The following is a 23,708-nucleotide window of genomic DNA, read 5'->3' on the forward strand; positions in this document are numbered from 1 at the left end:
TGAGACCACCGACGTGGCGCGTCCCCGGCCCGGCTACTCCATGCCCGACGCGGCCAGCGGGTCGTAGCCGGGCGTGCGGAGGAGCGCCTGCAGCTGGCGGCGGCGCACCCCGACGTTCGACCCCTCGATCACCGGGTAGGCGAGGGCCTCGTTCAGGTAGCGGAGCAGCGGGAACGCCGTGTCGTAGGCCGACACGCCCACGATCTTGACCAGGTCGGTGATCACGTCGACGGCGGTCTCCGAGCCGAAGACCTTGGCGTGCAACGCCCACTCCGGACCGTGCGGGTCCCCGGCGAGCGCGGCGTCGAGGGCCCGCCAGGACAGCAGCCGGACGGCCTCGATGCGGCCCTTGGCGTCCGCCAGCACGTCGGCCACGGACTGGTGCTCGACGATCGGCACGGCGCCGCCGCGCTTCTCGGTGGTGGCGAACCGCAGGGCCACCTCGAAGGCCCGGCGCATCGCCGCGACGGCGAAGGTGCCGATGGAGGCCCCGCTGCCGACGAACGCGTTGCGGCACAGCTCCACTCCCTGGCCCTCGCGGCCGAGGAGGTTGGCCCGGGGAACCCGGACGTCGACGAGCCGGACGGTCGCGGTGAGGCACCCGCGCAGCGCCGGGAGGTCGTGGTACTCCTCCACCTCGACGTGGCCGGCCAGGTGCTCCCGCTCGGCGACGACCAGCGAGACGCCGCCGGGTGCGCGGCAGACGATCGTCATGAGGTCGGGGCCGTCGCCGTCCCAGCCCGGCAGGTGCGACGCCCAGGCCTTGCGCCCGTTGATCACATAGTGGTCGCCGTCGGGCACGGCGGTGGTACGGGTGCCCTCGGCGGGCGGCGGCGCGTCGAAGTTGGCGCTGCCGCCAGGCTCGGAGTAGGCCATCGCGGCCACCGGCGCACCGGAGTCGGCGAGGAAGGGGGCCACGAAGCGCGCGATCTGCTCGGGCGTGCCGATCTCGTAGACGGGCGCGAGGGCGATCAGCGGCCCGGCCATCGAGATGACGAAGTCCGGGCTGTGGACCGCCCACTCCTCGACGAGGATCGCCGCGTCGACGCCGCCGCCTGCCGCGCCGCCGAAGGGCGCCGGGATCAGGCCCTTGAGGAAGCCGGCCGCGACGGCCTTCTCGAAGGCCGGGCGGGCCAGGGCGGCGCGGCGGACCGGGTCGGGCTCGGCGCGGACGGCGTCGGCCAGGTCGCGCAGGTTCGCCTCGGCGAACTCCCGCGCGGCGTGCTTGAGCCCGACCTGCTCGGGGGAGAGGGAGAAGGAGACGGACACCGGGACCTCCGACGTCGGTGCCGGACGGCGTCCGGCGGGAGCCCCCAGGCTCCCGGCGCGCGGCGCGAACGTCTCGTCAGTCCGTGCGCGGGACCTGTGCAGTTCGTGCAGCTCCGCGCACGTCCGTCGGCGCGCAGCCGTGGGCGCGGCGGAACGCCCGGCTGAACGAGGCCGGGTCGACGAAGCCGACCGAGGCGCCGATTTCGGTGACGGTCCGGGTGTCGGCGGGGTCGGCGAGCAGCGCGGCGGCCCGCTCGAGGCGCAGCCGCCGGACGGTCGCGGCGAACGTGTCGCCGGAGCCGGCGAAGGCGGCGTGCAGGGTCCGCGGGGAGACCGCGAACCGGCGGCAGACCGCGGCGACGGACAGGGCCGGGTCGCCCAGCCGGCCGTGGACGTACCGCAGGACCGCGACCCGCAGCAGCTCGGCGGGCGGGGCCTGCGCCTCGGATGCGGCCGCGGCCGTGACGGCCGCGGCGAGGGCGTGCTCCAGCTCGGCGCCGGCGGGGTCGGCGTCGTCGACCTCCCAGAGCGCGCCGATCATCGCGCTGACGACCCCGCCGGCGCCGCGCCCGTCCCACCGCCTGCCGAGCCGGGGCCGCAGCCGGCGGCCGTCGAGCAGCTCGTGGGGGAGCCGGTAGGAGACCATGCGCCAGGGGGCGTCGAAGTCGAACCGGTACGGCTCGGTGGTGTCGACGACGGTGAACTCGCCCGGCCCCACGACCGCGTCGGCGCGGCCCTGCCGCACGCGGCACCGGCCGGTGACCTGCAGGTTCAGGAAGTAGAAGGCCCCGTCCGTGCGGGCGACCTCGGCCGGCCCGTGCAGGGTCGCCTGCGGCTGCGAGGCGATGTGCGCGCGCACGACCTGCTGCAGCGGCCGCGTCTCGACCCGGGCGGCGAAGCCGGGTGCGGCGCGGTCGGCCCGGCGCGGGGTCAGGGGCACGAAGGCCCGGCAGATGACCTCGTGCCAGTACCCGAACTGCTCGCGCTCGGGCCGGGCGGCGACGTCCCAGACGGCCATCCGCCGACCTCCTCGTGCCCGGCGCGGGCGGCGGGGTCGCCGCCCACGCCGAATGCTCGTCCGGCACGCCGGTGCCGGTCAACCGGCCGCGGTCAGGAGTCCTCGTGGACCGTGATCGCCGCCGCGGGGCAGACGTCCGCGGCCTCGCGGACCGCCGTGTGGTGGGCGGCGTCGGGCTCGGCCTCGAGCAGCACCACGATCCCGTCGTCCTCGCGCTGGTCGAACACGTCCGGCGCGAGCATCACGCACTGCCCGGCGCCGCAGCAGCGGTCCTCGTCGACGGTCACCTTCATGCTCGGTCTCCTTCGGTGGTGGCGGGCGCGGCGGCCGGGGCGAGCCAGAGGCCGACGAGCGCGTCGACCAGGCCCGTGGCGGTCGCGTCCCAGGTGGTCCGGGGGGTGGGGGCGCCCTCGGCGAGGGCGCGCTCGCGGGCGGCGCACACGTGCACCAGCAGCAGGCGGGTCATGTCGCCGCGCTCGAGGCGGACCTCGGCGGGCAGGTCGGGCAGGCAGCGGTCGAGCCCCTCGGCCGTCGCGAGCAGCGCCGGCGAGCTGAGCGACTCCTGCGTGACGATCTCGCGGTAGGCGGGCTCGGTGGTGAGCTGGGCGTGGAAGCGGGCGAACCAGGTGGGCGGGCCGAGGCCGTCGAGGTAGTCGGTCATCGGCCGGACCAGGCAGTCGACCCAGTCCCGCACGTCCGACGACCCCTCGGTCGCGGCGAGCGCCTCGGCCCGCAGGCCCTCGATCCGCGTGGTGTGCCGCCGCACCACGGCCCGGACCAGGTCCTCCTTGGCCCCGAAGTGGTAGCCGACGACGGCGGTGTTGCCCTGCCCGGCCGCCTCGCCGATCTGCCGGTTCGACACCGCCGCCACGCCGCGCTCGGCGAAGAGCCGCTCGGCGGCGGCGAGGATCAGCGCCCGGGTGGCCTCGGCGCGGCTCGCCCGCGGCCCCGTCACCACGACATCCCCGTTCACCGCCTCACCAGCGCACCGGCAGCTCGCGGAGCCCGCCGACGGCCAGGCCCTCGACCCGCTGCAGCTCCTCGACCGGGACGGCGAGGTCGAGCCCGGGCAGCCGGCGCAGCAGTACCTCGAGCGTGACCTGCAGCTCGGTGCGGGCGAGCGCCTGGCCGAGGCAGGAGTGCGGGCCGGAGCCGAAGCTCAGGTGCGGGTTCGGCGAGCGGGTCAGGTCCATCTCCTCGGCGCCGTCGAACGCCCGCGCGTCGCGGTTCGCGGCCCCCATGCTGCACATGACGGTGGTGCCGGCGGGCAGGGCCGCGCTGCCGAGCGCGACGTCCTCGGCGATGTAGCGGGGCATGCCGATGCCCGGGTTGGCGTCGAAGCGCAGCGACTCCTCGACGGCGGTGCGCACCAGCGACGGGTCGGCCAGCAGCTGCTCCCAGCGGCGGCGGTCGGCGAGCAGCATCGCGACCATCTTGCTGATCATGTTCGCGGTGGTCTCGTGCCCGGCGACGAGCAGGCCCTGGCCGGTACCGACGAGCTGGGCGTCGGTGAGGAGGGTGCCGTCCGCGGTGGGCTCGGTGGTCAGCTCGCTGAGCAGGTCGTCGCCGGGCTGCGCGCGCTTGGCCTGCACGTGGGCCTGCATGTAGCCGAGGAACTCGGTCTGCGCCGCCACGATCTCGTCCCGGCCGTACCGGGTGAGGTTGAGCAGCGTGTCCGACCAGTACGAGAACCTGTCGCGGTCGGAGTCCGGCACGCCGAGCATCGTGCAGATGACCCAGACCGGGAGCGGGAAGCCGAGCGCGGCCTTGAGGTCGGCGGGCTGACCGTGGGCCAGCATCTCGTCGATCAGCGAGTCGGCCATCGCCTCGATCCGCGGCCGGAGCGCGGCCATCCGCTTCGCGGTGAACCAGCGCATGACCAGGCGTCGCCACTGCTGGTGCGCCGGGCCGCTCTGCGGGAGCGCACTCGCCATGTCGCTGTCGAACACGCCGCCGGAGTCGGAGATCCGCGCGCCCTGCCCGCCGCCGACGCGGGGGAAGCGGGGATCGGAGAGGACCTGCTTGACGTCGTCGTAGCGGGTGAGCAGCTGCGCGTGGTCGCCGCTGGGCAGGGTCACCGTGGCGACCGGGCAGCGGTCGCGCAGCTCGGCCCACTCCTTCGGCGGGTCGAGCGGGTCCGGCGCGGGCAGCGGGTAGTGCAGCTCGTCGGTGCCGGGTTCGGAGAGGGTCACAGCGGTCCTTCCGGTGGTGGGCGGTCGGGGCTCGTCCCACTCTAAATCAACCGCTTGATTTGAGACACCACCTGGAAGGTCACGCCCGGCACGGGAACCCCGGCGCGTGCCGGGTCCCCGCCGTCGTCGTTCGTCGGGCGTCAGTCGAACAGGTCCGGGTCGGTCCGCACGATCTCGTCCCACAGCGGCTGGAAGGCGAACCAGCCGGCGTAGTGCCCGCCGGTCTGCTCGCGGGTGAAGCGCGCGTTCTCCGGGTCGACGAGCGTCGGCGTGCCGGCGGCCTCGGCGAGCAGCTGGGCCTGGCAGTTGCGCTCGGTGCTGACGAACCACCACGCCGCCTCGGCCACGGTGTGCCCGACGGTGAAGATCCCGTGGTTGCGGTGGAAGCACATGGAGTTGTCGCCGAGGCCCTCGGCGAGCAGCCGGGCCGCCTCCTCGTCGACCACGACCGCGCCCGCCCCCTCGGTGACCACCGTGTGGTTCTCGTAGAGCGCGCAGGCGTCCTGCGTGATCGGGTCGAGCGGCCGACCGAGCGAGGACCAGGCCTTGCCGTAGACCGAGTGCGCGTGGCATGCCGCGACGACGTCCGGCCGGGCCTCGTGCACGGCCGAGTGGATCACGAACCCGGCCCGGTTCACCGGCTTGTTGCCGTACCGGACGGTCCCGGTGTGGTCGACGAGGATCAGGTCCGAGACGCGGATGTGCCGGAAGGACATGCCGAACGGGTTCACCCAGAACATGTCCTCGTGCTCCGGGTCGCGCACGGTGATGTGCCCGGCGACGCCCTCCCCGAAGCCGAAGCGGCCGAAGATCCGGAACGCGCCCGCGAGCTGCTGCTTGCGGTGCAGCCGCTCCTCCTCGACGGTCGCGAACTCGGGCGGGCGCGGCAGGGCGATGCCCTCCTGGGTGGGCTCGAAGGAGGGCATGCCCCCGTTGTCGGGTGCGGAGGCGGGTGCGGACGTCGTCGGTGCAGCCATCCTCCGACGGTGCGCCCCGCCGCACCGGCCCGTCAACGGGTGCGCGGGCTCCTGCTGCGCGGGTGCCGGCGGGCCGGGCGTTAGGGTCGCGGCCGTGAGCACTGCGGTCGTGGTCGGCAGCGGCCCCAACGGGCTCACGGCGGCGGCGCTGCTGGCGCGCGCGGGCGTCGAGGTCACCGTCCTGGAGGCGGCGGCGGAGATCGGCGGCGGCACCCGCACGGGCGAGGCGATCCTGCCCGGGCTGCTGCACGACCACTGCTCGGCGGTGCACCCGATGGCCGTCGGCTCGCCGGCGCTGCAGGACCTGCAGGTGGCGAAGTACGGCCTCGAGTGGCGGTGGCCGGAGATCGACTGCGTCCATCCGCTCGACGACGGCACGGCCGGCGTGCTGCACCGCTCGGTCGGGGAGACGGCCCGGGGACTGGGCCGGGACGGCCGGCGCTGGTCCGCGCTGTTCGGCCGGCCCGCCGCGCGCTACGACGCCCTGGCCGAGGACGTCCTGGGCCCGCTGCTGCGGATCCCGTCGCACCCGCTCGACCTCGCCCGGTTCGGCCTGCCCACGCTGCTGCCCGCGACCGTCCTGGCCCGCGCGTTCGCGACCCCGCGGGCGCGGGCGCTGTTCGCCGGGGTCGCGGCGCACGCCTTCCACCCGCTGGAGCGGCCGCTGACCTCGGCGATCGGCCTGGGCATCCTCACCGCCGGGCACCGGCACGGCTGGGCGGTCGCGGCCGGTGGCTCGCGCGCGATCTCCGACGCGCTCGCGGCGGTGCTGGCCGAGCACGGCGGGCGGATCGAGACGGGGGTCCGGGTGACCTCCGCGGCGCAGCTGCCTCCTGCCGACGTCGTGCTGTTCGACCTGGCTCCGGGCGCGGTCGCCGGAATCCTCGGCGACCGGCTGCCCCGCCGGGCGGCCCGGGCCTACCGACGCTTCCGCCACGGGCCGGGGGCGTTCAAGGTCGACTTCGCGGTGGAGGGCGGGGTGCCCTGGCGGAACCCGGCCGCCGCCCGCGCCGGCACCGTGCACCTGGGCGGGCCGCTGGAGGAGGTCGCAGCCGGGGAGCGCGAGATCGCCGCGGGCCGGCTGCCCGAGCGGCCGTTCGTGCTGGTCGGGCAGCAGTACCTCGCCGACCCGGGCCGATCGGTCGGGGACGTGCACCCGGTCTGGGCCTACGCGCACGTTCCGCACGGGTACGCGGGCGACGCCACCGAGGCGATCACCGCGCAGCTCGAGCGGTTCGCGCCCGGCTTCCGCGACCGCGTCGTCGGGACCGCGGTGCGGACCACCACGGAGCTGGCCCGGTACAACCCGAACTTCGTGGGCGGCGACATCGTCACCGGCTCGACGCGGGCGGTGCGGCTGCTGGTCGGGCCCCGCGCCACGCTCGCCCCCTACGACACCGGCGTCCCCGGCGTGTACGTCTGCTCCGCCGCCACCCCGCCCGGCGCCGGCGCGCACGGGATGTGCGGGGCGCACGCGGCCGAACGGGCCCTGCGGCACCTGCGTCGCTGACGCCGGCCGGTCGCCGGCGGTGCACCCGCCGACCCGGGCACCACGACGCCGACCGGACGAGCGGGACGGATCAGCGCGGCCCGGCCACCGCCGACCGCAGCCGGCCCGCGACCGGACTCGGCCGGCGGATCACCGCACTACGGTCGGCCCGATGAACCGAGCGCTGGCCTCCCGGCTGCTGGTGGGGGTGCTGGCCCTCGAGATCGTGGTCCCGGCCGTCTCCCTCGCGACCACCTCGACCCCACGGCACTACGCCTGGAGCATGTTCGTCGAGTCCTCGACCGACTACCGCTACGTCGGCGAGACCACGGACGGCACGCACGTCGATCTCGACCCGGGCGAGGTCGGGCGGCCGTGGTCCGGCATCCACTACGGGCCGCAGACTCCGGAGCGGCTGTGCGCGCGGCACCCCGAGCTGACCTCGGTGACCCGGTTCTACGACACCGACCTCGAGAGCGTGCAGCCGTGCGGATGATCCCCGAGACCGTGCCGGGCCGGCCGCTAGCCGCGTACCGGATCGTGCTGGGGCTGGTCGCCGTGGTGCGCGCGCTGGCCCTCACCGCCAACCCGTACCTCGGCAACCGCCCGCACCCGCTCTACTCCTTCCTGCCGGCGGTGCCCACGCCGGTGTGGACGGTCGTCGGGCTGGTGATGCTGGCCGCCGCCGTACTCGTCGTGCTGGGTGTGCGGGCCCGCCCGGCCGCCGCGACCGTCGGCGTGTGCGTCCTGCTGCTGATGTGGGGCGCCGGCTACTACGGCAACGGCGCCTACCTGCTGGCCACGATGTCGCTCCTGATCTCCTGCACGCGGTGCGACACCGATCTCGCGCTGCGCCCGCGCCGGTACGCCGACGGCGTGTGGGCGCCGCCGGTCTACCTCATGCGCGCGCAGATCACGATCGTCTACGTCTACGCCGCTCTCGGGAAGCTCAGCCTCGACTTCCTCTCCGGCAACGGGCTCGCTTCGTGGGGCATCGACTCGGCCCTCGCGCCGCGGTTCCTGCTGGTCCTGCCCGTGCTGGTGACGATGGCCGTCGGTGCGGTGGCCACGGAGCTGTTCGTCTCGGTGGCGCTGTGGTTCCGGCGGACGCGGCCCGTCGCGATCACGCTCGGGCTCCTGCTGCACCTGTGCATGATCGGCTGGATCAGCGACAGCCTGATCGCGGTCGTGGAGTTGACGTGCTTCGCGGCCACCACGACCGGCGGCTACCTGCTCTTCGTCGACCGGCTGCCGCGGTTCGTGGAGCGCCGGATCCCGGAGGGCTCGCAGGCGTCCGGTTAACGCCCACCCCCGGTTCCGACGAGGACCGGCCGTGGAGGCGCGGCGGGTCGGGAGCCTGCGGTGGTACGGCGTGCTGCTCGTGCGCGTCGCCGCCCTGGTCATGACGGGCGTGGTGCTGCAGACTGCCGGGTCGGCCGCCTGGAACGACCACGTGCTCGGCCTGCGCGGCGAGCCCGACCGGGGGACCGTCGTCGCCGTCCGGCACACGTCCCCGGGCCGGGCCGACCGCGTGGAGGTCGACACGGCCCGGTTCGGCGGCACGGCCTGGGTCACCACGCCCCGCAAGGACCTCGACGTCGGCGACACGGTCGACGTCGTCGTCGATCCCCGCGACCCGGCGCGGGCCGAGCTCGCCGGGGACGGCTGGCCGTGGCGGCAGATCGTGATCCCGCTGACCGGGCTGCTGCTGGTCGCCGTGTTCGTGGGGAGGTACGGGCGGTGGCGCGAGCCGGAGCCGCCCACCGACGCCGACGAGCTGGTCCGCGGGGGAGCGACCTGACTCAGGCGCCCTCGAGGTACCGCTTGGCCAGGCCGCCGAGCGTCTCCTCGAACTCCGCCACCGTGCGCCGGATGATCTCCGCGACGGGCTCGACCGCGCCGATCCGGCCGGCCACCTGGCCCAGTTGGGCGAGGCTCGCGTTGAGGTCGCCGTCCCGGTAGAGCCCGTGGATGTTGCCGAGCAGGGCCATCGGGTCGCCCGCGGTCGCGATCTCGAACGGCGCGGTGGCCTCGGTGCGCAGCACCCGGACCTGCTTGCCGTTGTGTTTGTTGATCAGCATGGTGTCGGTCTCGGCGGCCGCCACCACGGCGTCCTTCATGTTGCGGTGCACCGGGGACTCCTCGGTGGCCACCATCCGCGTGCCCATCTGGACGCCCTCGGCGCCGAGGGCGAATGCGGCGGCCATCGACCGGCCGTCGGCGATCCCGCCGGCGGCCACGATCGGCACCCCGACCTGCGCCGCGACCAGGGGGAGCAGCACCATCGACGACACCTCGCGCGGCGCCTTGAACCCGGCGCCCTCGCTGCCCTCGACCACCAGCCCGTCGACGCCGGCCTCGATCGCCTTCTGCGCGCCGCGCAGGGACGGGACGACGTGGAAGACGGTCAGGCCCGCCTCCTTCAGCCGCGGCGTGTGGGCGGTGGGGGAGCCCGCGGACGTCGTCACGAAGCGGACGCCCTCCTCGACGATCATGTCGACGATCGCCGGGTCCTTGACGAAGGCGAGCGGCAGGTTCACGCCGAACGGCTTGTCGGTGAGGTCGCGCGTGCGGCGGATGTCCTCGCGCACCTCGTCGACCCCGAGCGAGCCGGGGACGAGGCCCATCGCGCCGGCCTCGGACACCGCGGCGACGAGCCGCGGTTTGGCGATGTAGCCCATCGGGGCCTGCAGGATCGGGACGTCGACGCCCAGCAGCTGGGTCACGCGGTTGGCGAAGGTCACCACCGCAGGCTAAACGAACGTTCACTTGGTGGCCAGGGTCCACGGGAAACGTCCCCGGTGCGAGGATCGGGCCATGGCAGCCACGCCGATCCAGGACGTCCCGATCGCGACCGAGCCGATCCGGCTCGGACAGTTCCTCAAACTCTCCGGCCTCGCCGAGGACGGCGTGCACGCCCGGGAGCTGGTCGAGGCCGGCGAGGTCATGGTCGACGGCCGCGCGGAGACCCGGCGCGGCGCCCAGCTGCGCCGCGGGCAGGTCGTGGCCGTGCACGGCCGGCGGGCGCGGCCCGTCGGGTAGCGGGGCTACCAGCCCAGGGCCTGGTGCAGCCGCTCCTCCATGACCGGCGCGAGGGAGGTCATGTACGTGGCCGAGACGTGGTTGAAGTCCATGTAGACGAGCACGTTGCCGATCTCGGCCGGGCAGAGCGCGGCGTCGCACAGGTGGTCGGAGAAGTCCAGGAAGGTCACGTTCGGCGGGACGTCCGGGGCCAGCTGGTACGGCGGGATCGGGCCGTAGACGTCCGCGCGGGGCACGCCGCACTCGGCGGCCCCGCGGCCGCGCTGCTGCAGGCAGTCCGGCGGGCTGAACGACGTGTCGAAGCGCGGGTTGTCCCGCGCGGCGATCACCGGGATGCCGAGCTCGTTCATCCGCTGCCAGGCGGCGACGAAGCCGGGCGGGGTGACCTCGGTGAGCCCGGCCCGGACGTCCCGGCTGGCCAGCGTGAACACGGCGTCGGGATGCAGGTCGGCGATCTCGTCGACCACCGCGGCGTTCCAGTTCAGGCAGTCCAGGTTGGCCGGGTCCACCTCGGACGTGGTGGAGAAGGGGCAGGCCCCCTTCAGCATGTCGATCAGCTCCCAGTTGTTCCGCTGCGCGACCGGGGCCAGCGCGGCGGTGTACTGCTGGGAGTGCGAGTCCCCGACCACGACGATCCGCTTGGCCGGCGGGACCGCGGGATCCGGCCGGGGCGACGTGCAGGCCTCGGCGGTCGGGTAGCGGGTCATCGGGGCGCAGGCCCAGCCCGTGAACTGGTAGAAGTCGTCCGGCGCCGTGACCATCGGGGGGATCAGCTCGACGGCCGGGTCGACGTCGTCGATCGAGCCGGAGTGGATGGCCATCGCCCCGGGGTGGTCGGTGTCGCCCACCGCGGCGGTCTCGTTCGCCCGCTGGGCGGCCTCGAACTGCCACACGCCGCCGGCGAGCAGGACGACCGCGAGCCCGGCGGCCGCGCCCCGCCAGCGCGTCCGGTCGGTGAGCGGCGCCCGCCGGATCGGCTCCTCGATCAGGTGGTGCGTGAGCACCGCGAGCACGACCGACAGCCCGACGATGGCCAGCCCGCCGCGCAGCCCGACGGTCTCCTGGTCGCGGACGACCAGGAAGAAGATCAGCACCGGCCAGTGCCACAGGTAGAGCGAGTAGCTCAGGTCGCCGAGGTAGCCGACGGGCCGCGAGCCGAGGATCCTGTCCGCCCCGATCCGGCTGCCGGTCATGCCGGCGATCAGCACCAGGCACGCCGCGCCGGTGGGCCACAGCGCCGCGATGCCGGGAAACACGGCGTCGACCCGCAGCAGGGCGCCGCACGCGATGAGCCCGACGACGCCGACCCAGCCGAGCACGACCCGCCAGCGGCGGGGCAGGGTGATCGCGTCGATCGTCAGCGCCAGCAGGCCGCCGAGCGCGAACTCCCACACGCGGGTGAGCGAGTGGAAGTAGGCGAGCGGCTGGTTGGTGATCGTGAGCGCGACCGAGAAGGTCAGCGAGGCGGCGAAGAGGCCGCTCAGGGTGAGCAGCAGGTGCCCGCGCAGCCGCTCCCCGGCCTGGCCGGCGACCAGCCCCACCACCGCGATCAGCAGCGGCCACACGACGTAGAACTGCACCTGGATCGACAGCGACCAGAAATGCTGGACCACGCTCTGGGTGTTGTGCTGGGCCGCGTAGTCCACGGAGTCGGCCGCGAGCTGCCAGTTCTCCAGGAACACCGCCGACGCGAACAGCTCGTGCAGCGTCTGCTGCCAGCGGGCCTCGGGGAGCAGCAGCGCGCCCGCGACCGCGCTCACGACCAGCACGGTGAAGGCGGCCGGCAGCAGCCGCGCGGCCTGGCGCGCCCACGTCGGCCGGAAGCGGAGCCGGCCACGGGCGGCGGCCCGGAAGAGCTGCCCGGTGATGAGGAAGCCGGAGATCACGAAGAACACGTCGACGCCGCCGGAGACCCGGCCGAACCAGACGTGGTAGGCGACGACGAGGAGGACCGCGAGCGCGCGCAGGCCCTGCAGCTCGGGGCGGAAACGACGGGCACGCTCCGTGGCCGGGGCGGCGGGCGCGGGCGGGACGTTCGGGACGGGACCGGAGGCGGGATCGACGGGGTCGGGCCGCATCGCTGTCATCCGGTCCCTCCGCTGTCGCCTCCTCCGGCCCAGCTCGTACGCCCGTCCGGTCCCGGCGGGCACTCCGGGCGGGCCCCGCGGCGGGGGCGGGGGCGAGGGGGAGGCAGGGCCGGCTCGTCACCCCTCGTGACGATCCGGGTCGCACTTACTGTAAGCCGGAAGATCGGGTCCCGCGCGACGGGACCCGGCTCCGGCGGCATCGGTGGTGATCGCGGTCGGTGGGCTCAGTAGCCCACGTACCCGCCCGAACCGTTGCTGCGGCCGCCGGCCTCGAGGGTGTCGAGGCCGTAGTTGGCGATCATGTAGCGCACGCCCGCGGTGATGTTGGCGACCGGGTCGGTGATCGCGCGGCCGGACAGGCTGGGGTGCACGTAGGCCCGGAAGGTCGAGGGGATGACCTGCATCAGGCCCTGCGAGGGGCGGCCGGCGCGGGCGTTGGAGTCCCACAGGTTGATCGCCCGCGGGTTGCCGCCGGACTCCGCCATGATGATCTTCTTGACGCCCGGCGCGAGGTCCCGCGGCAGGTCGCAGATCTCGAGGGCCTGGGCGATCCAGCCGTCGACGCCGCCGCGGGAGATCAGCGCGTCGAGCTCGGCCCGGGCCGCGGCCTCGGCGGCCTCCTTGGCCTGCTGCTCCGCGATCCGGTCCGCGATCCGGCCGGCCTTGTCCAGCGAGGCCAGCTCCACGTCCGTGATCGTCTCGGGGTCCGCCTCGGCGGGGCCGGGGTCGTCGATGCCGGCGACCGAGTAGGCGACCGGGCTCAGGTGCGCGCCGGTGAGCGGGACGTCCGCCGGGTCGACCTGCAGGGCCTCGGAGTTCGCGGCCAGTTGCGTGGCGGCCGTGGAGGTCTCCGCGGCGTCGGCGATCGCCGGGACCCCGGTCGAGGTGACGGCCGCGAACGTGCCCGTCGAGAGGACGCCGAACGCGGCGCCGACGGCAGCCGTCGTGGATGCGACGGTGCGTCGGGGGGCGACGCGACCGGGGGCGGTCGCGTGCCTGGCGGCGTGCCTCGTGGGGACCCGGTGGGGAGCCGGGTCTCCGGTGACACGCCGGCCGCCTGGGGAGCGGTGGCCAGCCAAGGTGTTGAGCCTTTCGCGTTCTCTTCACGTCCACGGACGGTCTCGAGCGGACCCGGGTCGGGGGTCCCGGGGAGCCGGTCGGGGACTCCGGCTCCACCGTCCGCTCGTGATCGGACCGTGATGACTGCCGGCGACACTACGGATGGTGAACCCCCGGACACAACCCCCGGGGCTGCCTGTCGCCGCTGCTCCGCGGCCGTTCGTCGCGCCGTCCACCGGCAAGGTGTTCCGCGTCTCCTGCGGTGAACGGTCACCGCGCGCGACCGGACGCTACCGACGCGTAGGGTGGACGTGAATCGAGCTTCAGCTCTCGGGAGGCGCCGTGCACGCGAAGGACCTGCTGACCATCGGGGAGGTCGTCGCCCGCAGCGGCTTCCCGCACTCGGCACTCCGGTTCTACGAGCGCGAGGGGCTCGTGAGCGCCACCCGGACGTCGGGCGGTCAGCGGCGCTACGAGCGGGGAGTGCTGCGCCGGCTCGCGTTCATCCGGGCCGCCCGCTCGATCGGCATCGGGCTCGACGACGTCCGTGCCGCCCTCGACGAGCTCCCCGCCGACCACACGCCGACCAAGACCGACTGGACGCGGCTGTCCAGGACCTGGCGGGGCCGGCTCGACGAGCAGATCGACGCCCTGGTCGCGCTGCGGGACGGGCTCGACTCCTGCATCGGCTGCGGCTGCCTCTCCCTCGCCCGCTGCCGGCTGATGAACCCGGAGGACCGCGCGGCCTCCGCGGGCGACGGCGCCCGCATGCTCCCCGCCGCCCTCCGCCGCGGCCCCGCCACCTGACCCCCCGCGAGTCGCGCTCTGGCCACCCGCGAGTCGCGCCCCCGCGGGTCGCGCCGTGCCTCAGCCCGGCAGGCGCTCGGCACGGAGGGCGGAGCGGCGCACCTTGCCCGTGTCCTCGCGCAGCGGGTGGTCGACCCGCTCGATCGTCGCGGGCACCTTCTGCCGGGCCAGCCGCCCCGCGACGTGTGCGCGCAGCTCCTCGTCGGTGACGGTCGAGCCGCCGTCGAGCTGGACGATCGCGTGCACCCGTGAGCCCAGGTCGTCGTCGGGCAGCCCGATCACGCACGACGACAGCACGGCCGGGTGCGCGTCGAGGGCCGCCTCCACCTCGGCCGGGTACACGTTGGACCCGCCGACGAGGATCATGTCGCTGCGCCGGTCGGCGAGGTACAGGTAGCCCTCGGCGTCCATCCGGCCCATGTCGCCGAGCGACTCCCAGCCGTCGCGGCCCCGGGCGACCGCGCCGAGGTACCGGTACGGCGACTCGGGCACCTTCATCCACACCTCGCCGACCTCGCCGATCGGCAGTGGCCGCCCCTCCTCGTCGCCGATCCGCATCTCGCCGGACACCACCTGCCCGACCGAGCCCGGGTGGGCCAGCCACTCCACGCCGTCGATCATGCAGCTGGCCTGCGACTCGGTGCCCGCGTACAGCTCGAGCACGGTCTCCGGTCCGAACCACTCGAGGCACCCGCGCTTGACGTGCTCCGGGCACGGCGCCCCGACGTGCAGCAGGGTCCGCACCGACGACACGTCGGCAGCGGCCCGCACCTCCTCCGGCAGCCGCAGCAGCCGGCCCATCAGGGTCGGGACGGCGTAGAGCCAGGTCACGCGGTGCCGGTCGACGGCCTCGAGCACGGTGGCGCCGTCGAAGTGGTCGAGCACCAGCACCGTGCCCCCGCGCAGCAGGCTGATCAGCGAGAACATGAACGGTGCGTTGTGGTAGAGCGGCGCGGTCACGGCGAAGACCTCGCCCTCGCCCTCCAGGCGCAGCCGCTCGGCCGCCTGCGTGACGACCCCGTACCGGCCCTCGTTCCCGGCGAGGATGATCTTCGGTCGCCCGGTGCTCCCGCCCGAGGTCGGCGCCTTCCAGGTCGGCGGCACCGCGGGCGGCAGCGGGCCGGGGTCGAGGGTCGGGTCGGGCGCCCAGTCCCCGGGCAGCGAGGGGCGCCCGTCGGGCGTCGGCAGCCCGACGACGACGGGCGGGTCGGCGATCTCGATCAACGCCTCGAGCTCGGCGGGCGGCAGCTTCGCCGAGACCGGCTGCGGGACCGCACCGAGCTTCCACGCCCCGACGACGGCGGCGTAGAAGGAGGCGTTGTTCGGCAGCCCGATGGTCACGAGTGACCCCTCGCGCACCCCGAGCGCGGCGAGCTCCCGGGCGGCCCGGCTGGAGCCGGCGGCGAGCTCGGCGCGGGTGGTGGTGCCCGCGGGATGGAGGAGGGCGACGGCGTCGGGGTCCTGCTCCGCGAGCAGGTCGATCGTGCGGCCGAGTGGGGTCTCGTCGGGGATCACCACCCGATCCTGCGCCTTCGCGGCGATGATGCACATGCCTCCGCCGTGCGGAGGTGGTGCTGGCCTCCCCGACGCGCCGCCCCGCCCGGCGAAGACTTCCCGGTATGCGACTCCTGCCCGCCGCCCTCTCCGCCGCCGTGCTCGGTGCCGTCCTCGCGACCGGCGCGTGCGGCGCGGCCTCCGCCGATCCCCGCGTCGACGCGCCGGTCCCGGCTGCTCAGGTGGCCCCGGCTGCGCAGGCGGCCCCGGCCGCTCCGGCGGCCGCCCAGGAGGTCCTGCCGCAGCGGCAGGCGGCCGCGCCGCCGCGCCCCGTGTCCTCCGGCGGCGCGTCGCGGGCCCCGGTCTCCGATCCCGGCATGGACGCCGCCGCCGACGGCCTGCGCCCCTTCCTGCTCACGCCCGCGGAGATCGGCCCGGAGTTCACGGCGGGGGAGGAGCCCCGGCCCGACCCGGCGACCCCCGCGCCGTGCGGCGGGCCGGGCGTGGTCGCGCAGTTCCCGTTCGCCGTGCGGGTCGGCGCCGCCGCGGAGAGCGCGAACGGGCTGGTCCAGGAGACCGTGAGCGTCTACGGCGACGAGGCGGGCGCCGCCGAGGCCTACCGCGCGTCGGTCGCGGGCATGTCCTGCTCGGAGGGCCGGGTCGACGGGCGCCCAGCGGTGATCGCGCCCGCCGAGGACCTGCGCGCCGACCTGGGCCACGACGAGGCGACCGGGTGGCGGATCGGCGGCGCGGGCTTCGACGTCGTGATGATCTCGGTCCGCGAGGGCGAGGTCGTCATGAACTTCACCGTGCTCGCCGCCGAGGACGGTCTGCCCGCGCTCCCGGACCCGCTCACGGTCGCGAAGGCGGGCACCCAGAAGCTGCTGGGGTGAGACGCCGGTCACCCGCGATCCGGAGGAACCGCCGTTACCGTGGGGTGGTGACCGACGCCGCCGCCGTGCCGACCACCTCCGCCGACCGCTGGCTGCGCTTCGAGGGGCTCAGCAACATCCGGGACGTCGGCGGCCTGCCGCTCGTCGACGGCGGGCGCACCCGCACCGGTGTGCTGCTGCGCAGCGAGTCGCTCGACCACGTGACGCCGGGCGACGTCCGGCAGCTCGTCGACGGCCTCGGCCTGCGGCTGATCCTCGACCTGCGGACCGACCGCGAGATCGCCGAGCACGGCGAGACCGAGCTGGCCCGCGCCGGCGTGGAGACCGTGCAGTTCACGTTCATCCCGGAGTCCGGGCGGGAGCTGCCCGAGGTGGGCGACGACGTCCACCCGATGGTCGCGAACTACCTCGGCTACCTGCGCGACCGCGGCCCGAACGTCGTCGGCGCCGTCCGGCGGCTCGCGGCCGCGGACGGGGCCGCGCTGGTGCACTGCGCCGCGGGCAAGGACCGCACCGGGACCCTGGTGGCGATGGTGCTCGACGCCGTCGGGGTCGAGCGGGAGGCCGTCGTCGAGGACTACGCGCTGTCCGCCACGAAGATCGAGGCGATGTTCCGGCGCTGGACCTCCCTGTCCGGCGAGGAGATGCCCGGGCCGGAGGAGATCGACCGGCACAGCCCGCGCGCGGTCGCGATGGAGCAGGTGCTGGCCACGCTCGACGAGCGCGACGGCGGTGCGGCGGGCTGGCTGCAGGCCAACGGCCTCACGGGCGACGAGCTCACCGCCCTGCGCGACCGCCTGGTCTAGGGCAGTTCCTCGATCGGCACCGCGCCGTCGAGCTTGCGGAGGGCGCCGGGGTCGCCGGTGACGGCGGGCCAGCCCCGGTGCCGGGCGGTGGTCACGACCTGTCCGGCCACGATGTCGTCCTGACCCGTGGCGGCGAGCAGCAGCCCGGACTCCTGGGCCATCGCCGGGCTGAGGTCGTGGATCACGGTGTTGGGCAGGCCGAGCAGGACCTGCAGGGCGGCGTGGTGCTCGGGCTCGAGCTGCGACCACGCGCGGCCGAGTGCCGCGGACGGCACCGCGAGCACGAGGTTCTCCTCCACGGCGGCCCACACGAGGGCGCGCATGTAGACGGGCCGGCCGGTCGCGAACGCCCGGAGCGCGCTGGCGTCCAGCACTCTTCCGCCGATCATGTGCGCGCCCTTCAGCCGACGGCCACGGGAGGCACGAGCCGCAGCGACCTGCGCGCCGCGTCGAGCTCGTCCGCCGGTGGGGGACCTCCGTACAGGTCGGCCAGAGTAGCGAGCGACCGATCGCGTGACTGCCGTGCCTGCACGGCCTCCGCCACGTACGCGGACAGGCTCGCCGCACTCCCGTTGCGGACCGCCTCCCGGGCCTCCGCGACCAGCTCGGCCGGCAGGGTGACGGTCACCCGCTCGCTGCGCATACCGTCAGGCTACTGGGCGCATACCGGGCCGTCGACCGGAAGGCGTGCGCGTCCGGATGAGGGCCACCTCGGCCGATGCAGGTTACCGACGGGTATGCCAGGCTGGGTCCCAGCGCGGCGGTCGACGAGGACCGGCCCGCCGCACCCGGTTCCGTACGCAGGAGGGTCTCGACGATGGACCTCACCTTCACCGCCGCCGAGGAGGAGTTCCGCAGCGAGCTGCGCTCCTGGCTCTCGGCGAACATCCCCGACGAGTGGCGCCGCCCGGGCTTCTGGGAGTCGCTGCCCGACGAGGAGAGCTTCCGGCTCCGCCGCGACTGGGAGCGTGACAAGGCGCTCGCCGGCTTCGCGGGCATCCAGTGGCCGACGGAGTTCGGCGGCCGCGGCGGCACACCCGGCATGAAGGCGATCTACGACGTCGAGATGGTGCTGGCCGACGCCCCGCGCACGGTCAACCCGCTTGGCCTCACCTTCCTCGCGCCCACCGTGATGGCGATCGGCACGGACGCGCAGAAGAAGGAGATCATCGGCCCGATGCTGCGCAACGAGGTGATCTGGTGCCAGGGCTTCTCGGAGCCCGGCGCCGGGTCGGACCTCGCGGCGCTGTCCACCCGCGGCGTCCGCGACGGTGACGACTTCGTCGTCAACGGGCAGAAGGTGTGGACCACCAACGCCGTGCACGGCGACAAGATCTTCACCCTGGTCCGCACCGAGCCGGGCAGCCAGAAGCACCGCGGCATCTCGATGCTGCTCATCGACATGCACCAGCCCGGCGTCGACGCCCGGCCGCTCAAGCAGATGTCCGGCGCCAGCGAGTTCGGCGAGGTCTTCTTCGACGACGCCCGGGTCCCCGCCACCGACGTCCTCGGCGAGATCGGTGAGGGCTGGCGCACCGCGATGCTGCTGCTGTCCTTCGAGCGCGGTGCCTCGGGCATCTCGCAGTACACCGAGTTCCGCCGGCAGTACGACGAGATCGCCGCCGTCGCGAAGAAGCTCGGCCGCGACACCGACCCGGTGATCCGCAACAAGCTCGCCCGCGTCCTCACCGAGCTGGAGTGCCTGCGGCTGCACTCGATGCACGTCCTCACGCAGACCGAGCGGGGTCGCGACCTGGGCTTCGAGGCGTCGATGACCAAGCTGCAGTGGTCGGAGGCCTTCCAGGACCTCTGGGAGGTCTACGACGACGTCCTCGGCGAGGACGACACCCTCGAGGCGCTCGGCGACCTCGACCTGCGTCCGCTCAGCGCGCAGGCGATGTGGTCCCGGTCGGTCACGATCTGGGGCGGCTCGTCGCAGGTCCAGCGCAACGTCACCGCCGAGCGCGTGCTCGGCCTGCCCCGGTAGGAGCCCGGCATGTTCTTCGCCCTCACCGAGGACCAGCAGGAGTTCGGCGCGGCGGTCACGACCTACCTCGCCGAGCGGTTCGACATGGAAGCCGTGCGCCGCGTCTTCGAGGACGCCGACGGGGACGGCAACCCCGGATCGCTGTGGAAGGCCGCGGCCGAGCAGGGCTGGCTCGCCGTCACCGTCCCCGAGGAGCACGACGGGCTGGGCCTCGGCCTGGTCGAGGCGCAGGTGATCGCGCGGGCGCTCGGCGCCGGCGTCGCGCCCGGCCCGTGGCGCGGGACCGTGCTCGCCGCCGAGGCGATCCGGCTCGCCGGGTCGGACGAGCAGAAGGCGGCCTGGCTGCCGCGGCTCGCCTCGGGCGACGCGATCGGTGCCGTCGGGCTGCGCGGCGACGCCCCCGGCGTCGTCCCCGCGGTGGAGTACGGGGCGATCGCCGACGTCGTGGTCGTCCGGACCCCGGACGGGCTCGGCCTGGCCACCGGCGCGCAGGCCACCCCGGTCGGGTCCTACGACCGCACCACCCGGCTGGCCACGCTCGACGTCGCGGAGGTGGAGCCGCTGCCGGATGACGCCGCCGCCCAGCTGACCGCCCGGGCCACCGTGCTCGTGGCCGCCGACCTGGTCGGGATCGCCCGGGAGGCGCTGAGCCGGACGGTGGCCTACGACCGCGAGCGCGAGCAGTTCGGCGTGCCCGTCGGCTCGTTCCAGGCGCTCAAGCACGCGCTGGCGGACATCCACGTCGGCGTGACGATGGCCGAGCACGCGGCGCTCTACGCCGCCCACGCCGTGGACGCCGGGCTCGACGACGTCGAGCTGGCCGTCGCCGTCGCCAAGGCCAAGGCCAGCGACGTGGCCCTGCAGTCGACCGCCGCGATGATCCAGTACCACGGCGGCATCGGCTACACCTGGGAGCACGAGTCGCACTTCTTCTACAAGCGCGCCAAGCGGCTGGCCGGGCTGTACGGCGGGGTGGACCAGCACCGCGAGCGGATCGCGGCGCTCACCCTCTGACGTCGGCGAGGGCCGGCGGCGCGTCCCGTGGCGGCCGCCGCCGGGCCCCGGCACGATCATGGGATGGAGAGCTACCGGGCGGTCGCCGACGCGGCCCGCGCAGTCGAGGCCGCGGCCGGCACGCTCGGCGTCGCCGCCGCCGCGTCGCCGTTCACGATCGACGTCCGCTTCACCGGCGGGCTCGACGCGCGCCAGCAGGAGGCCTTCGCGGCCGCGGCGGACCGCTGGACCCGGATGATCGTCGGCGACCTCCCGGCCGTCGTCGTGGACGGCGAGACGATCGACGACGTCCTGATCCTCGCCTCGGGCGCGGACATCGACGGCTCCGGACAGATCCTCGGCCAGGCCGGCCCGACGCAGCTGCGGCCGGTCTCGGCGGGGCTGCTCCCCGCCGTCGGGCAGATGCAGTTCGACACCGCGGACCTCGCCCGGATGGAGAGCGAGGGGACGCTCGACGACGTCATCACCCACGAGATGGGCCACGTCCTCGGCATCGGCAACCTCTGGTCCCGGCTCGGCCTGCTGTCGGGCGCGGGCGCGGGCACGGCGGACCCGGTCTTCACCGGCACCGGCGCGGTCGCGGAGTGGACCGCGCTCGGCGGCAGTGGCGGGGTGCCCGTGGAGAACACGGGCGGACCCGGCACGCGCGACGGTCACTGGCGGGAGTCGGTCTTCGGCGACGAGCTGATGAGCGGTTTCATCACCGAGGCCGGCAACCCGATCTCGCGGGTCACGGTGGCCAGCCTGGGCGATCTCGGGTACGTCGTGGACCTCGAAGCGTCCGAGCGCTACCGCCTGCCCGCCGGCGCGGAGGGGTCCGCCGCGATCGTCGGCCGGCCGGGCCGGCGGTGCCGGGTCGGGCGCCCCACCGCGCACGTCCTGCCCGAGGCCGCCCTCCACGTCTGACCGCGCCGCACCGGTTCCCCCGCAGCCCTTCACCCCGTCCGTCGCGGGCGAGGTGTGGACCCCCGTCGGCGGGGTACGCACCTCGGTTGCGCAGCCGTCGTGATCGTCCGAACTCGCAGGTCGGGGGCCACTGTGGAATGCGGAACCCCGTCGCTCGTGGGACCGTTGGGGGATGCCGGCCCCACCCGCAGTCAACGCCACCGCCGCGGCTCTGCTCGGACTGCTCCACAGCGGTCCGATGACGGGCGGCCAGCTCGTCGCGGCCGCCGGCGAGCGCTTCGGCTCCTTCTTCACCGTGACCCGCAGCCAGGTCTACCGCGAGCTGCCGGTGATGGCCGAGGCCGGCCTGCTGCGGCTGGGCAAGCAGGGGCCGCGGGCGTCGCAGCAGTACGTGATCACTGCGGCGGGCAAGCGGGCGTTCAAGGCGTGGCTGCACCACGGCAGCGGCGGCGACGCGCTGCGCAGCCCGCTCGTCCTGCGGCTGCTGCACGCCGGCCAGCTCACCGTGAAGCAGCGGGCCGAGCTGGTCGGCACCTCGCGCGAGGTCTACACGGCGCGGCTCGCCGAGTCCCGCGCCGCCGCCCGGGGCGAGGAGGACCCGTACCGCAAGGCGGTCGCGGACTTCACCGTCGCGCACACCCGGGCGATGGTGAAGCTGCTCGACGCGATCCCGCTCGACTGACGGCCCTGCGGCACACCCGGGCCCGAACCCTCCCGCCGCACCGCCCTCGCGTGCCCGCGTAGCCTGGAGCGTTGTGAACCCCGACGTGGCAGCCGACCTGAAGGACCTCGCAACCACCCTGGAGGGCATCGAGGCGGTCACCGACGTCCCCGCGCTCAAGGCGGAGATCGCGGACCTGGAGGAGCAGGCGGGCGCCCCCGACCTGTGGAACGACACCGAGGCCGCGCAGAAGGTCACCAGCCGGCTCTCGCACGCCCAGGCCGAGCTGCGCCGGGTCGAGGACCTGCGCCGCCGGCTCGACGACCTCCCCGTGCTCTACGAGCTGGCCGAGGACGAGGGGGACGAGTCCGCGATCGCCGACGCGGACCGGGACCGCACGAAGCTCCGCGAGGAGATCGCCTCGCTCGAGGTGCGGACCCTGCTCTCCGGCGAGTACGACGAGCGCGAGGCGCTGGTGACGATCCGCTCCGAGGCGGGCGGGGTCGACGCCGCGGACTTCGCCGAGATGCTCATGCGGATGTACCTGCGCTGGGCCGAGCGGCACGGCTACGGGGTGGACGTCTACGACACCTCGTACGCGGAGGAGGCGGGCATCAAGTCCGCGACCTTCCAGGTCCACGCCCCCTACGCGTACGGCACGCTGTCGATCGAGCAGGGCACGCACCGGCTGGTCCGCATCTCGCCGTTCGACAACCAGGGCCGCCGGCAGACGTCGTTCGCCGGCGTCGAGGTCACCCCGGTCGTCGAGTCGACCGACCACGTCGAGATCGACGAGAAGGACCTGCGCGTCGACGTCTACCGGTCGTCCGGGCCCGGCGGGCAGGGCGTCAACACCACGGACTCGGCCGTCCGGCTGACCCACATCCCCACCGGGATCGTGGTGTCCTGCCAGAACGAGCGCTCCCAGATCCAGAACAAGGCGACCGCGATGGTCGTGCTGCAGGCCAAGCTGCTCGCGCGCAAGCACGAGGAGGAGCGGGCGCTGATGGACTCGCTCAAGGACTCCGGATCCAGCTGGGGCAACCAGATGCGCTCCTACGTGCTGCACCCGTACCAGATGGTCAAGGACCTGCGGACCGAGTTCGAGGTCGGCAACCCGGGCGCGGTGCTCGACGGCGACATCGACGGCTTCATCGAGGCGGGCATCCGCTGGCGTCGCAACCAGCAGCTCGAGGCGGAGAACGCGTGATCGGACGAGCGGTAGCGCTGCTGCGCCGAGGGGGCCTGTCGGGTGACGGCCCGGTCATGATCCGCCGGTAACGTCCCGGCCGTGATCCGGCTGGAGCGCGTCACCAAGATGTACAGGACCTCGACGCGGCCCGCGCTGGACCGCGTCTCGGTCGAGGTGGGCAAGGGCGAGTTCGTCTTCCTCATCGGGCCGTCCGGTTCCGGGAAGTCGACCTTCCTGCGGCTGCTGCTGCGGGAGGACGTCCCGACCCGCGGCAAGATCTGGGTGACCGACCTCGACGTCGCGAAGCTGCCGCGGCGGAAGGTGCCCCGGCTGCGGCAGCGCATCGGCGTGGTGTTCCAGGACTTCCGGCTGCTCCCGAACAAGACCGTGGGTGAGAACGTCGCGTTCGCGCTCGAGGTGATCGGCAAGTCGCCCTCGACGATCCGCAAGGTCGTGCCCGAGGTGCTCGAGCTCGTCGGGCTCGAGGGCAAGGCCGACCGGATGCCCCACGAGCTCTCCGGCGGCGAGCAGCAGCGCGTGGCGATCGCCCGCGCGTTCGTGAACCGCCCGCTGGTCCTGCTGGCCGACGAGCCCACCGGCAACCTCGACCCCGACACCAGCCAGGACATCATGCTGCTGCTCGAGCGGATCAACCGCACCGGCACGACCGTCGTCATGGCGACCCACGACCACTCCATCGTCGACTCCATGCGACGGCGGGTGGTCGAGCTGGACATGGGCCGGGTCGTCCGGGACGAGGCCCACGCGGTGTACGGGGTGGGCCGGTAGTGGGCACCGTCGACGTACGCCTCCCC

At 74.4% G+C, this 23,708-nt stretch carries 26 protein-coding genes; 14 read left to right on the plus strand and 12 right to left on the minus strand.

All coding sequences use genetic code 11. The features are described from left to right. Positions 1-33: 33 nt before the first annotated feature. The 6 genes from PKE99_RS20125 to PKE99_RS20150 form a co-directional block, all read right to left on the minus strand. On the minus strand, positions 34-1,269 hold the full coding sequence (locus tag PKE99_RS20125) for an acyl-CoA dehydrogenase family protein (protein WP_037042753.1): 1,236 nt from the start codon (positions 1,267-1,269) through the stop codon (positions 34-36). A gap of 76 nt (positions 1,270-1,345) precedes the next feature. Then, positions 1,346-2,287 (minus strand): AraC-like ligand-binding domain-containing protein, encoded by a 942-nt coding sequence (locus PKE99_RS20130; protein ID WP_037042751.1) that lies wholly within the window; start codon positions 2,285-2,287, stop codon positions 1,346-1,348. A gap of 92 nt (positions 2,288-2,379) precedes the next feature. Further along, a complete protein-coding gene (locus PKE99_RS20135) occupies positions 2,380-2,580 on the minus strand; it encodes a ferredoxin (protein WP_037042750.1) in 201 nt (66 codons plus the stop codon). Then, positions 2,577-3,260: a TetR/AcrR family transcriptional regulator gene (locus PKE99_RS20140; protein WP_271214899.1), complete on the minus strand. Its 684-nt coding sequence runs from the start codon at positions 3,258-3,260 to the stop codon at positions 2,577-2,579. Before PKE99_RS20140 ends, PKE99_RS20135 begins: the two co-directional genes overlap by 4 nt. A gap of 4 nt (positions 3,261-3,264) precedes the next feature. Continuing rightward, positions 3,265-4,479, minus strand: a complete 1,215-nt coding sequence (locus PKE99_RS20145) for a cytochrome P450 (RefSeq protein ID WP_037042749.1) — start codon at positions 4,477-4,479, stop codon at positions 3,265-3,267. Positions 4,480-4,619: 140 nt separating this feature from the next. Next, a complete protein-coding gene (locus PKE99_RS20150; protein ID WP_081923934.1) occupies positions 4,620-5,456 on the minus strand; it encodes a class II aldolase/adducin family protein in 837 nt (278 codons plus the stop codon). Between the two features lie 94 nt (positions 5,457-5,550). Between PKE99_RS20150 and PKE99_RS20155 the strand changes: the two genes are divergently transcribed. From PKE99_RS20155 to PKE99_RS20170, 4 genes are all read left to right on the plus strand, one after another. Then, entirely contained in the window at positions 5,551-6,966 is a 1,416-nt protein-coding gene (locus PKE99_RS20155) for a phytoene desaturase family protein (RefSeq protein ID WP_037042745.1), read from the plus strand. Positions 6,967-7,117: 151 nt separating this feature from the next. After that, a complete protein-coding gene (locus PKE99_RS20160) occupies positions 7,118-7,441 on the plus strand; it encodes a hypothetical protein (protein ID WP_037042743.1) in 324 nt (107 codons plus the stop codon). After that, positions 7,438-8,247: an HTTM domain-containing protein gene (locus PKE99_RS20165; RefSeq protein WP_231498123.1), complete on the plus strand. Its 810-nt coding sequence runs from the start codon at positions 7,438-7,440 to the stop codon at positions 8,245-8,247. The genes PKE99_RS20160 and PKE99_RS20165 overlap by 4 nt, the downstream gene beginning before the upstream one ends. A 31-nt stretch (positions 8,248-8,278) precedes the next feature. Then, a complete protein-coding gene (locus PKE99_RS20170; RefSeq protein WP_037042739.1) occupies positions 8,279-8,746 on the plus strand; it encodes a DUF3592 domain-containing protein in 468 nt (155 codons plus the stop codon). Between the two features lies 1 nt (position 8,747). On the opposite strand, the gene PKE99_RS20175 is transcribed toward PKE99_RS20170, so the two are convergent. Next, complete coding sequence (locus PKE99_RS20175; protein ID WP_037043088.1) at positions 8,748-9,689, minus strand: NAD(P)H-dependent flavin oxidoreductase; 942 nt, start codon at positions 9,687-9,689, stop codon at positions 8,748-8,750. A 73-nt stretch (positions 9,690-9,762) separates the two neighbouring features. Here PKE99_RS20175 and PKE99_RS20180 point away from each other — a divergent pair, with 73 nt between their 5' ends. After that, entirely contained in the window at positions 9,763-9,987 is a 225-nt protein-coding gene (locus PKE99_RS20180) for an RNA-binding S4 domain-containing protein (protein WP_037042737.1), read from the plus strand. A gap of 5 nt (positions 9,988-9,992) precedes the next feature. Here the strand turns inward: PKE99_RS20180 and PKE99_RS20185 are convergent, their stop codons facing one another. Beyond that, positions 9,993-12,074: an acyltransferase family protein gene (locus tag PKE99_RS20185; protein WP_081923913.1), complete on the minus strand. Its 2,082-nt coding sequence runs from the start codon at positions 12,072-12,074 to the stop codon at positions 9,993-9,995. A 224-nt stretch (positions 12,075-12,298) separates the two neighbouring features. Continuing rightward, a complete protein-coding gene (locus tag PKE99_RS20190) occupies positions 12,299-13,153 on the minus strand; it encodes a transglycosylase SLT domain-containing protein (protein ID WP_051737039.1) in 855 nt (284 codons plus the stop codon). Positions 13,154-13,475: 322 nt separating this feature from the next. On the opposite strand from PKE99_RS20190, the gene soxR reads away from it, so the two are divergent. After that, on the plus strand, positions 13,476-13,940 hold the full coding sequence (soxR, locus tag PKE99_RS20195) for a redox-sensitive transcriptional activator SoxR (RefSeq protein ID WP_037042735.1): 465 nt from the start codon (positions 13,476-13,478) through the stop codon (positions 13,938-13,940). A 60-nt stretch (positions 13,941-14,000) separates the two neighbouring features. Here soxR and PKE99_RS20200 read toward each other — a convergent pair whose 3' ends face one another. Next, entirely contained in the window at positions 14,001-15,491 is a 1,491-nt protein-coding gene (locus tag PKE99_RS20200; protein ID WP_081923912.1) for an AMP-binding protein, read from the minus strand. A gap of 68 nt (positions 15,492-15,559) precedes the next feature. On the opposite strand from PKE99_RS20200, the gene PKE99_RS20205 reads away from it, so the two are divergent. After that, entirely contained in the window at positions 15,560-16,327 is a 768-nt protein-coding gene (locus tag PKE99_RS20205; protein ID WP_037042733.1) for a hypothetical protein, read from the plus strand. A gap of 47 nt (positions 16,328-16,374) precedes the next feature. Beyond that, positions 16,375-17,133 carry a tyrosine-protein phosphatase gene (locus tag PKE99_RS20210; protein ID WP_051737097.1) on the plus strand — a complete coding sequence of 253 codons (759 nt, stop codon included), beginning with the start codon at positions 16,375-16,377 and terminating at the stop codon, positions 17,131-17,133. Here the strand turns inward: PKE99_RS20210 and PKE99_RS20215 are convergent. Then, entirely contained in the window at positions 17,130-17,522 is a 393-nt protein-coding gene (locus PKE99_RS20215) for a hypothetical protein (RefSeq protein WP_037042731.1), read from the minus strand. The genes PKE99_RS20210 and PKE99_RS20215 overlap by 4 nt on opposite strands. Positions 17,523-17,533: 11 nt before the next feature. Beyond that, positions 17,534-17,776: a ribbon-helix-helix domain-containing protein gene (locus PKE99_RS20220; protein WP_037042729.1), complete on the minus strand. Its 243-nt coding sequence runs from the start codon at positions 17,774-17,776 to the stop codon at positions 17,534-17,536. A gap of 174 nt (positions 17,777-17,950) precedes the next feature. On the opposite strand from PKE99_RS20220, the gene PKE99_RS20225 reads away from it, so the two are divergent. The 6 genes from PKE99_RS20225 to ftsE all read left to right on the plus strand — a co-directional run bounded on the left by PKE99_RS20225 (position 17,951) and on the right by ftsE (position 23,682). Then, complete coding sequence (locus PKE99_RS20225) at positions 17,951-19,120, plus strand: acyl-CoA dehydrogenase family protein (RefSeq protein ID WP_037042727.1); 1,170 nt, start codon at positions 17,951-17,953, stop codon at positions 19,118-19,120. A 9-nt stretch (positions 19,121-19,129) separates the two neighbouring features. Beyond that, on the plus strand, positions 19,130-20,134 hold the full coding sequence (locus PKE99_RS20230) for an acyl-CoA dehydrogenase family protein (protein WP_037042726.1): 1,005 nt from the start codon (positions 19,130-19,132) through the stop codon (positions 20,132-20,134). 63 nt (positions 20,135-20,197) lie between these two features. After that, positions 20,198-21,040: a leishmanolysin-related zinc metalloendopeptidase gene (locus tag PKE99_RS20235; protein WP_051737038.1), complete on the plus strand. Its 843-nt coding sequence runs from the start codon at positions 20,198-20,200 to the stop codon at positions 21,038-21,040. Positions 21,041-21,212: 172 nt separating this feature from the next. Then, positions 21,213-21,722 carry a PadR family transcriptional regulator gene (locus PKE99_RS20240; RefSeq protein WP_037042723.1) on the plus strand — a complete coding sequence of 170 codons (510 nt, stop codon included), beginning with the start codon at positions 21,213-21,215 and terminating at the stop codon, positions 21,720-21,722. 73 nt (positions 21,723-21,795) lie between these two features. Further along, the gene (gene prfB / locus PKE99_RS20245; protein WP_037042721.1) at positions 21,796-22,911 is read left to right on the plus strand and encodes a peptide chain release factor 2; all 1,116 of its coding nucleotides are present in this window, start codon (positions 21,796-21,798) and stop codon (positions 22,909-22,911) included. An 81-nt stretch (positions 22,912-22,992) separates the two neighbouring features. Further along, the gene (gene ftsE, locus PKE99_RS20250) at positions 22,993-23,682 is read left to right on the plus strand and encodes a cell division ATP-binding protein FtsE (RefSeq protein ID WP_037042719.1); all 690 of its coding nucleotides are present in this window, start codon (positions 22,993-22,995) and stop codon (positions 23,680-23,682) included. Positions 23,683-23,708: the final 26 nt, after the last annotated feature.

The sequence above is a fragment of the Pseudonocardia halophobica genome (assembly GCF_027922425.1).
Classification (GTDB): domain Bacteria; phylum Actinomycetota; class Actinomycetes; order Mycobacteriales; family Pseudonocardiaceae; genus Pseudonocardia; species Pseudonocardia halophobica.

Excerpts from the sequence above, each read along its gene's own strand:
- PKE99_RS20130 (WP_037042751.1), bottom strand. The coding sequence starts at position 2,287 with ATGGCCGTCTGGGACGTCGCCGCCCGGCCCGAGCGCGAGCAGTTCGGG.
- PKE99_RS20135 (WP_037042750.1), bottom strand. The coding sequence starts at position 2,580 with ATGAAGGTGACCGTCGACGAGGACCGCTGCTGCGGCGCCGGGCAGTGC.
- PKE99_RS20150 (WP_081923934.1), bottom strand. The coding sequence starts at position 5,456 with ATGGCTGCACCGACGACGTCCGCACCCGCCTCCGCACCCGACAACGGG.
- PKE99_RS20160 (WP_037042743.1), top strand. The coding sequence starts at position 7,118 with ATGAACCGAGCGCTGGCCTCCCGGCTGCTGGTGGGGGTGCTGGCCCTC.
- PKE99_RS20165 (WP_231498123.1), top strand. The coding sequence starts at position 7,438 with ATGATCCCCGAGACCGTGCCGGGCCGGCCGCTAGCCGCGTACCGGATC.
- PKE99_RS20180 (WP_037042737.1), top strand. The coding sequence starts at position 9,763 with ATGGCAGCCACGCCGATCCAGGACGTCCCGATCGCGACCGAGCCGATC.
- PKE99_RS20185 (WP_081923913.1), bottom strand. The coding sequence starts at position 12,074 with ATGACAGCGATGCGGCCCGACCCCGTCGATCCCGCCTCCGGTCCCGTC.
- PKE99_RS20200 (WP_081923912.1), bottom strand. The coding sequence starts at position 15,491 with ATGTGCATCATCGCCGCGAAGGCGCAGGATCGGGTGGTGATCCCCGAC.
- PKE99_RS20205 (WP_037042733.1), top strand. The coding sequence starts at position 15,560 with ATGCGACTCCTGCCCGCCGCCCTCTCCGCCGCCGTGCTCGGTGCCGTC.
- PKE99_RS20215 (WP_037042731.1), bottom strand. The coding sequence starts at position 17,522 with ATGATCGGCGGAAGAGTGCTGGACGCCAGCGCGCTCCGGGCGTTCGCG.
- PKE99_RS20220 (WP_037042729.1), bottom strand. The coding sequence starts at position 17,776 with ATGCGCAGCGAGCGGGTGACCGTCACCCTGCCGGCCGAGCTGGTCGCG.
- PKE99_RS20225 (WP_037042727.1), top strand. The coding sequence starts at position 17,951 with ATGGACCTCACCTTCACCGCCGCCGAGGAGGAGTTCCGCAGCGAGCTG.
- PKE99_RS20230 (WP_037042726.1), top strand. The coding sequence starts at position 19,130 with ATGTTCTTCGCCCTCACCGAGGACCAGCAGGAGTTCGGCGCGGCGGTC.
- PKE99_RS20235 (WP_051737038.1), top strand. The coding sequence starts at position 20,198 with ATGGAGAGCTACCGGGCGGTCGCCGACGCGGCCCGCGCAGTCGAGGCC.
- PKE99_RS20240 (WP_037042723.1), top strand. The coding sequence starts at position 21,213 with ATGCCGGCCCCACCCGCAGTCAACGCCACCGCCGCGGCTCTGCTCGGA.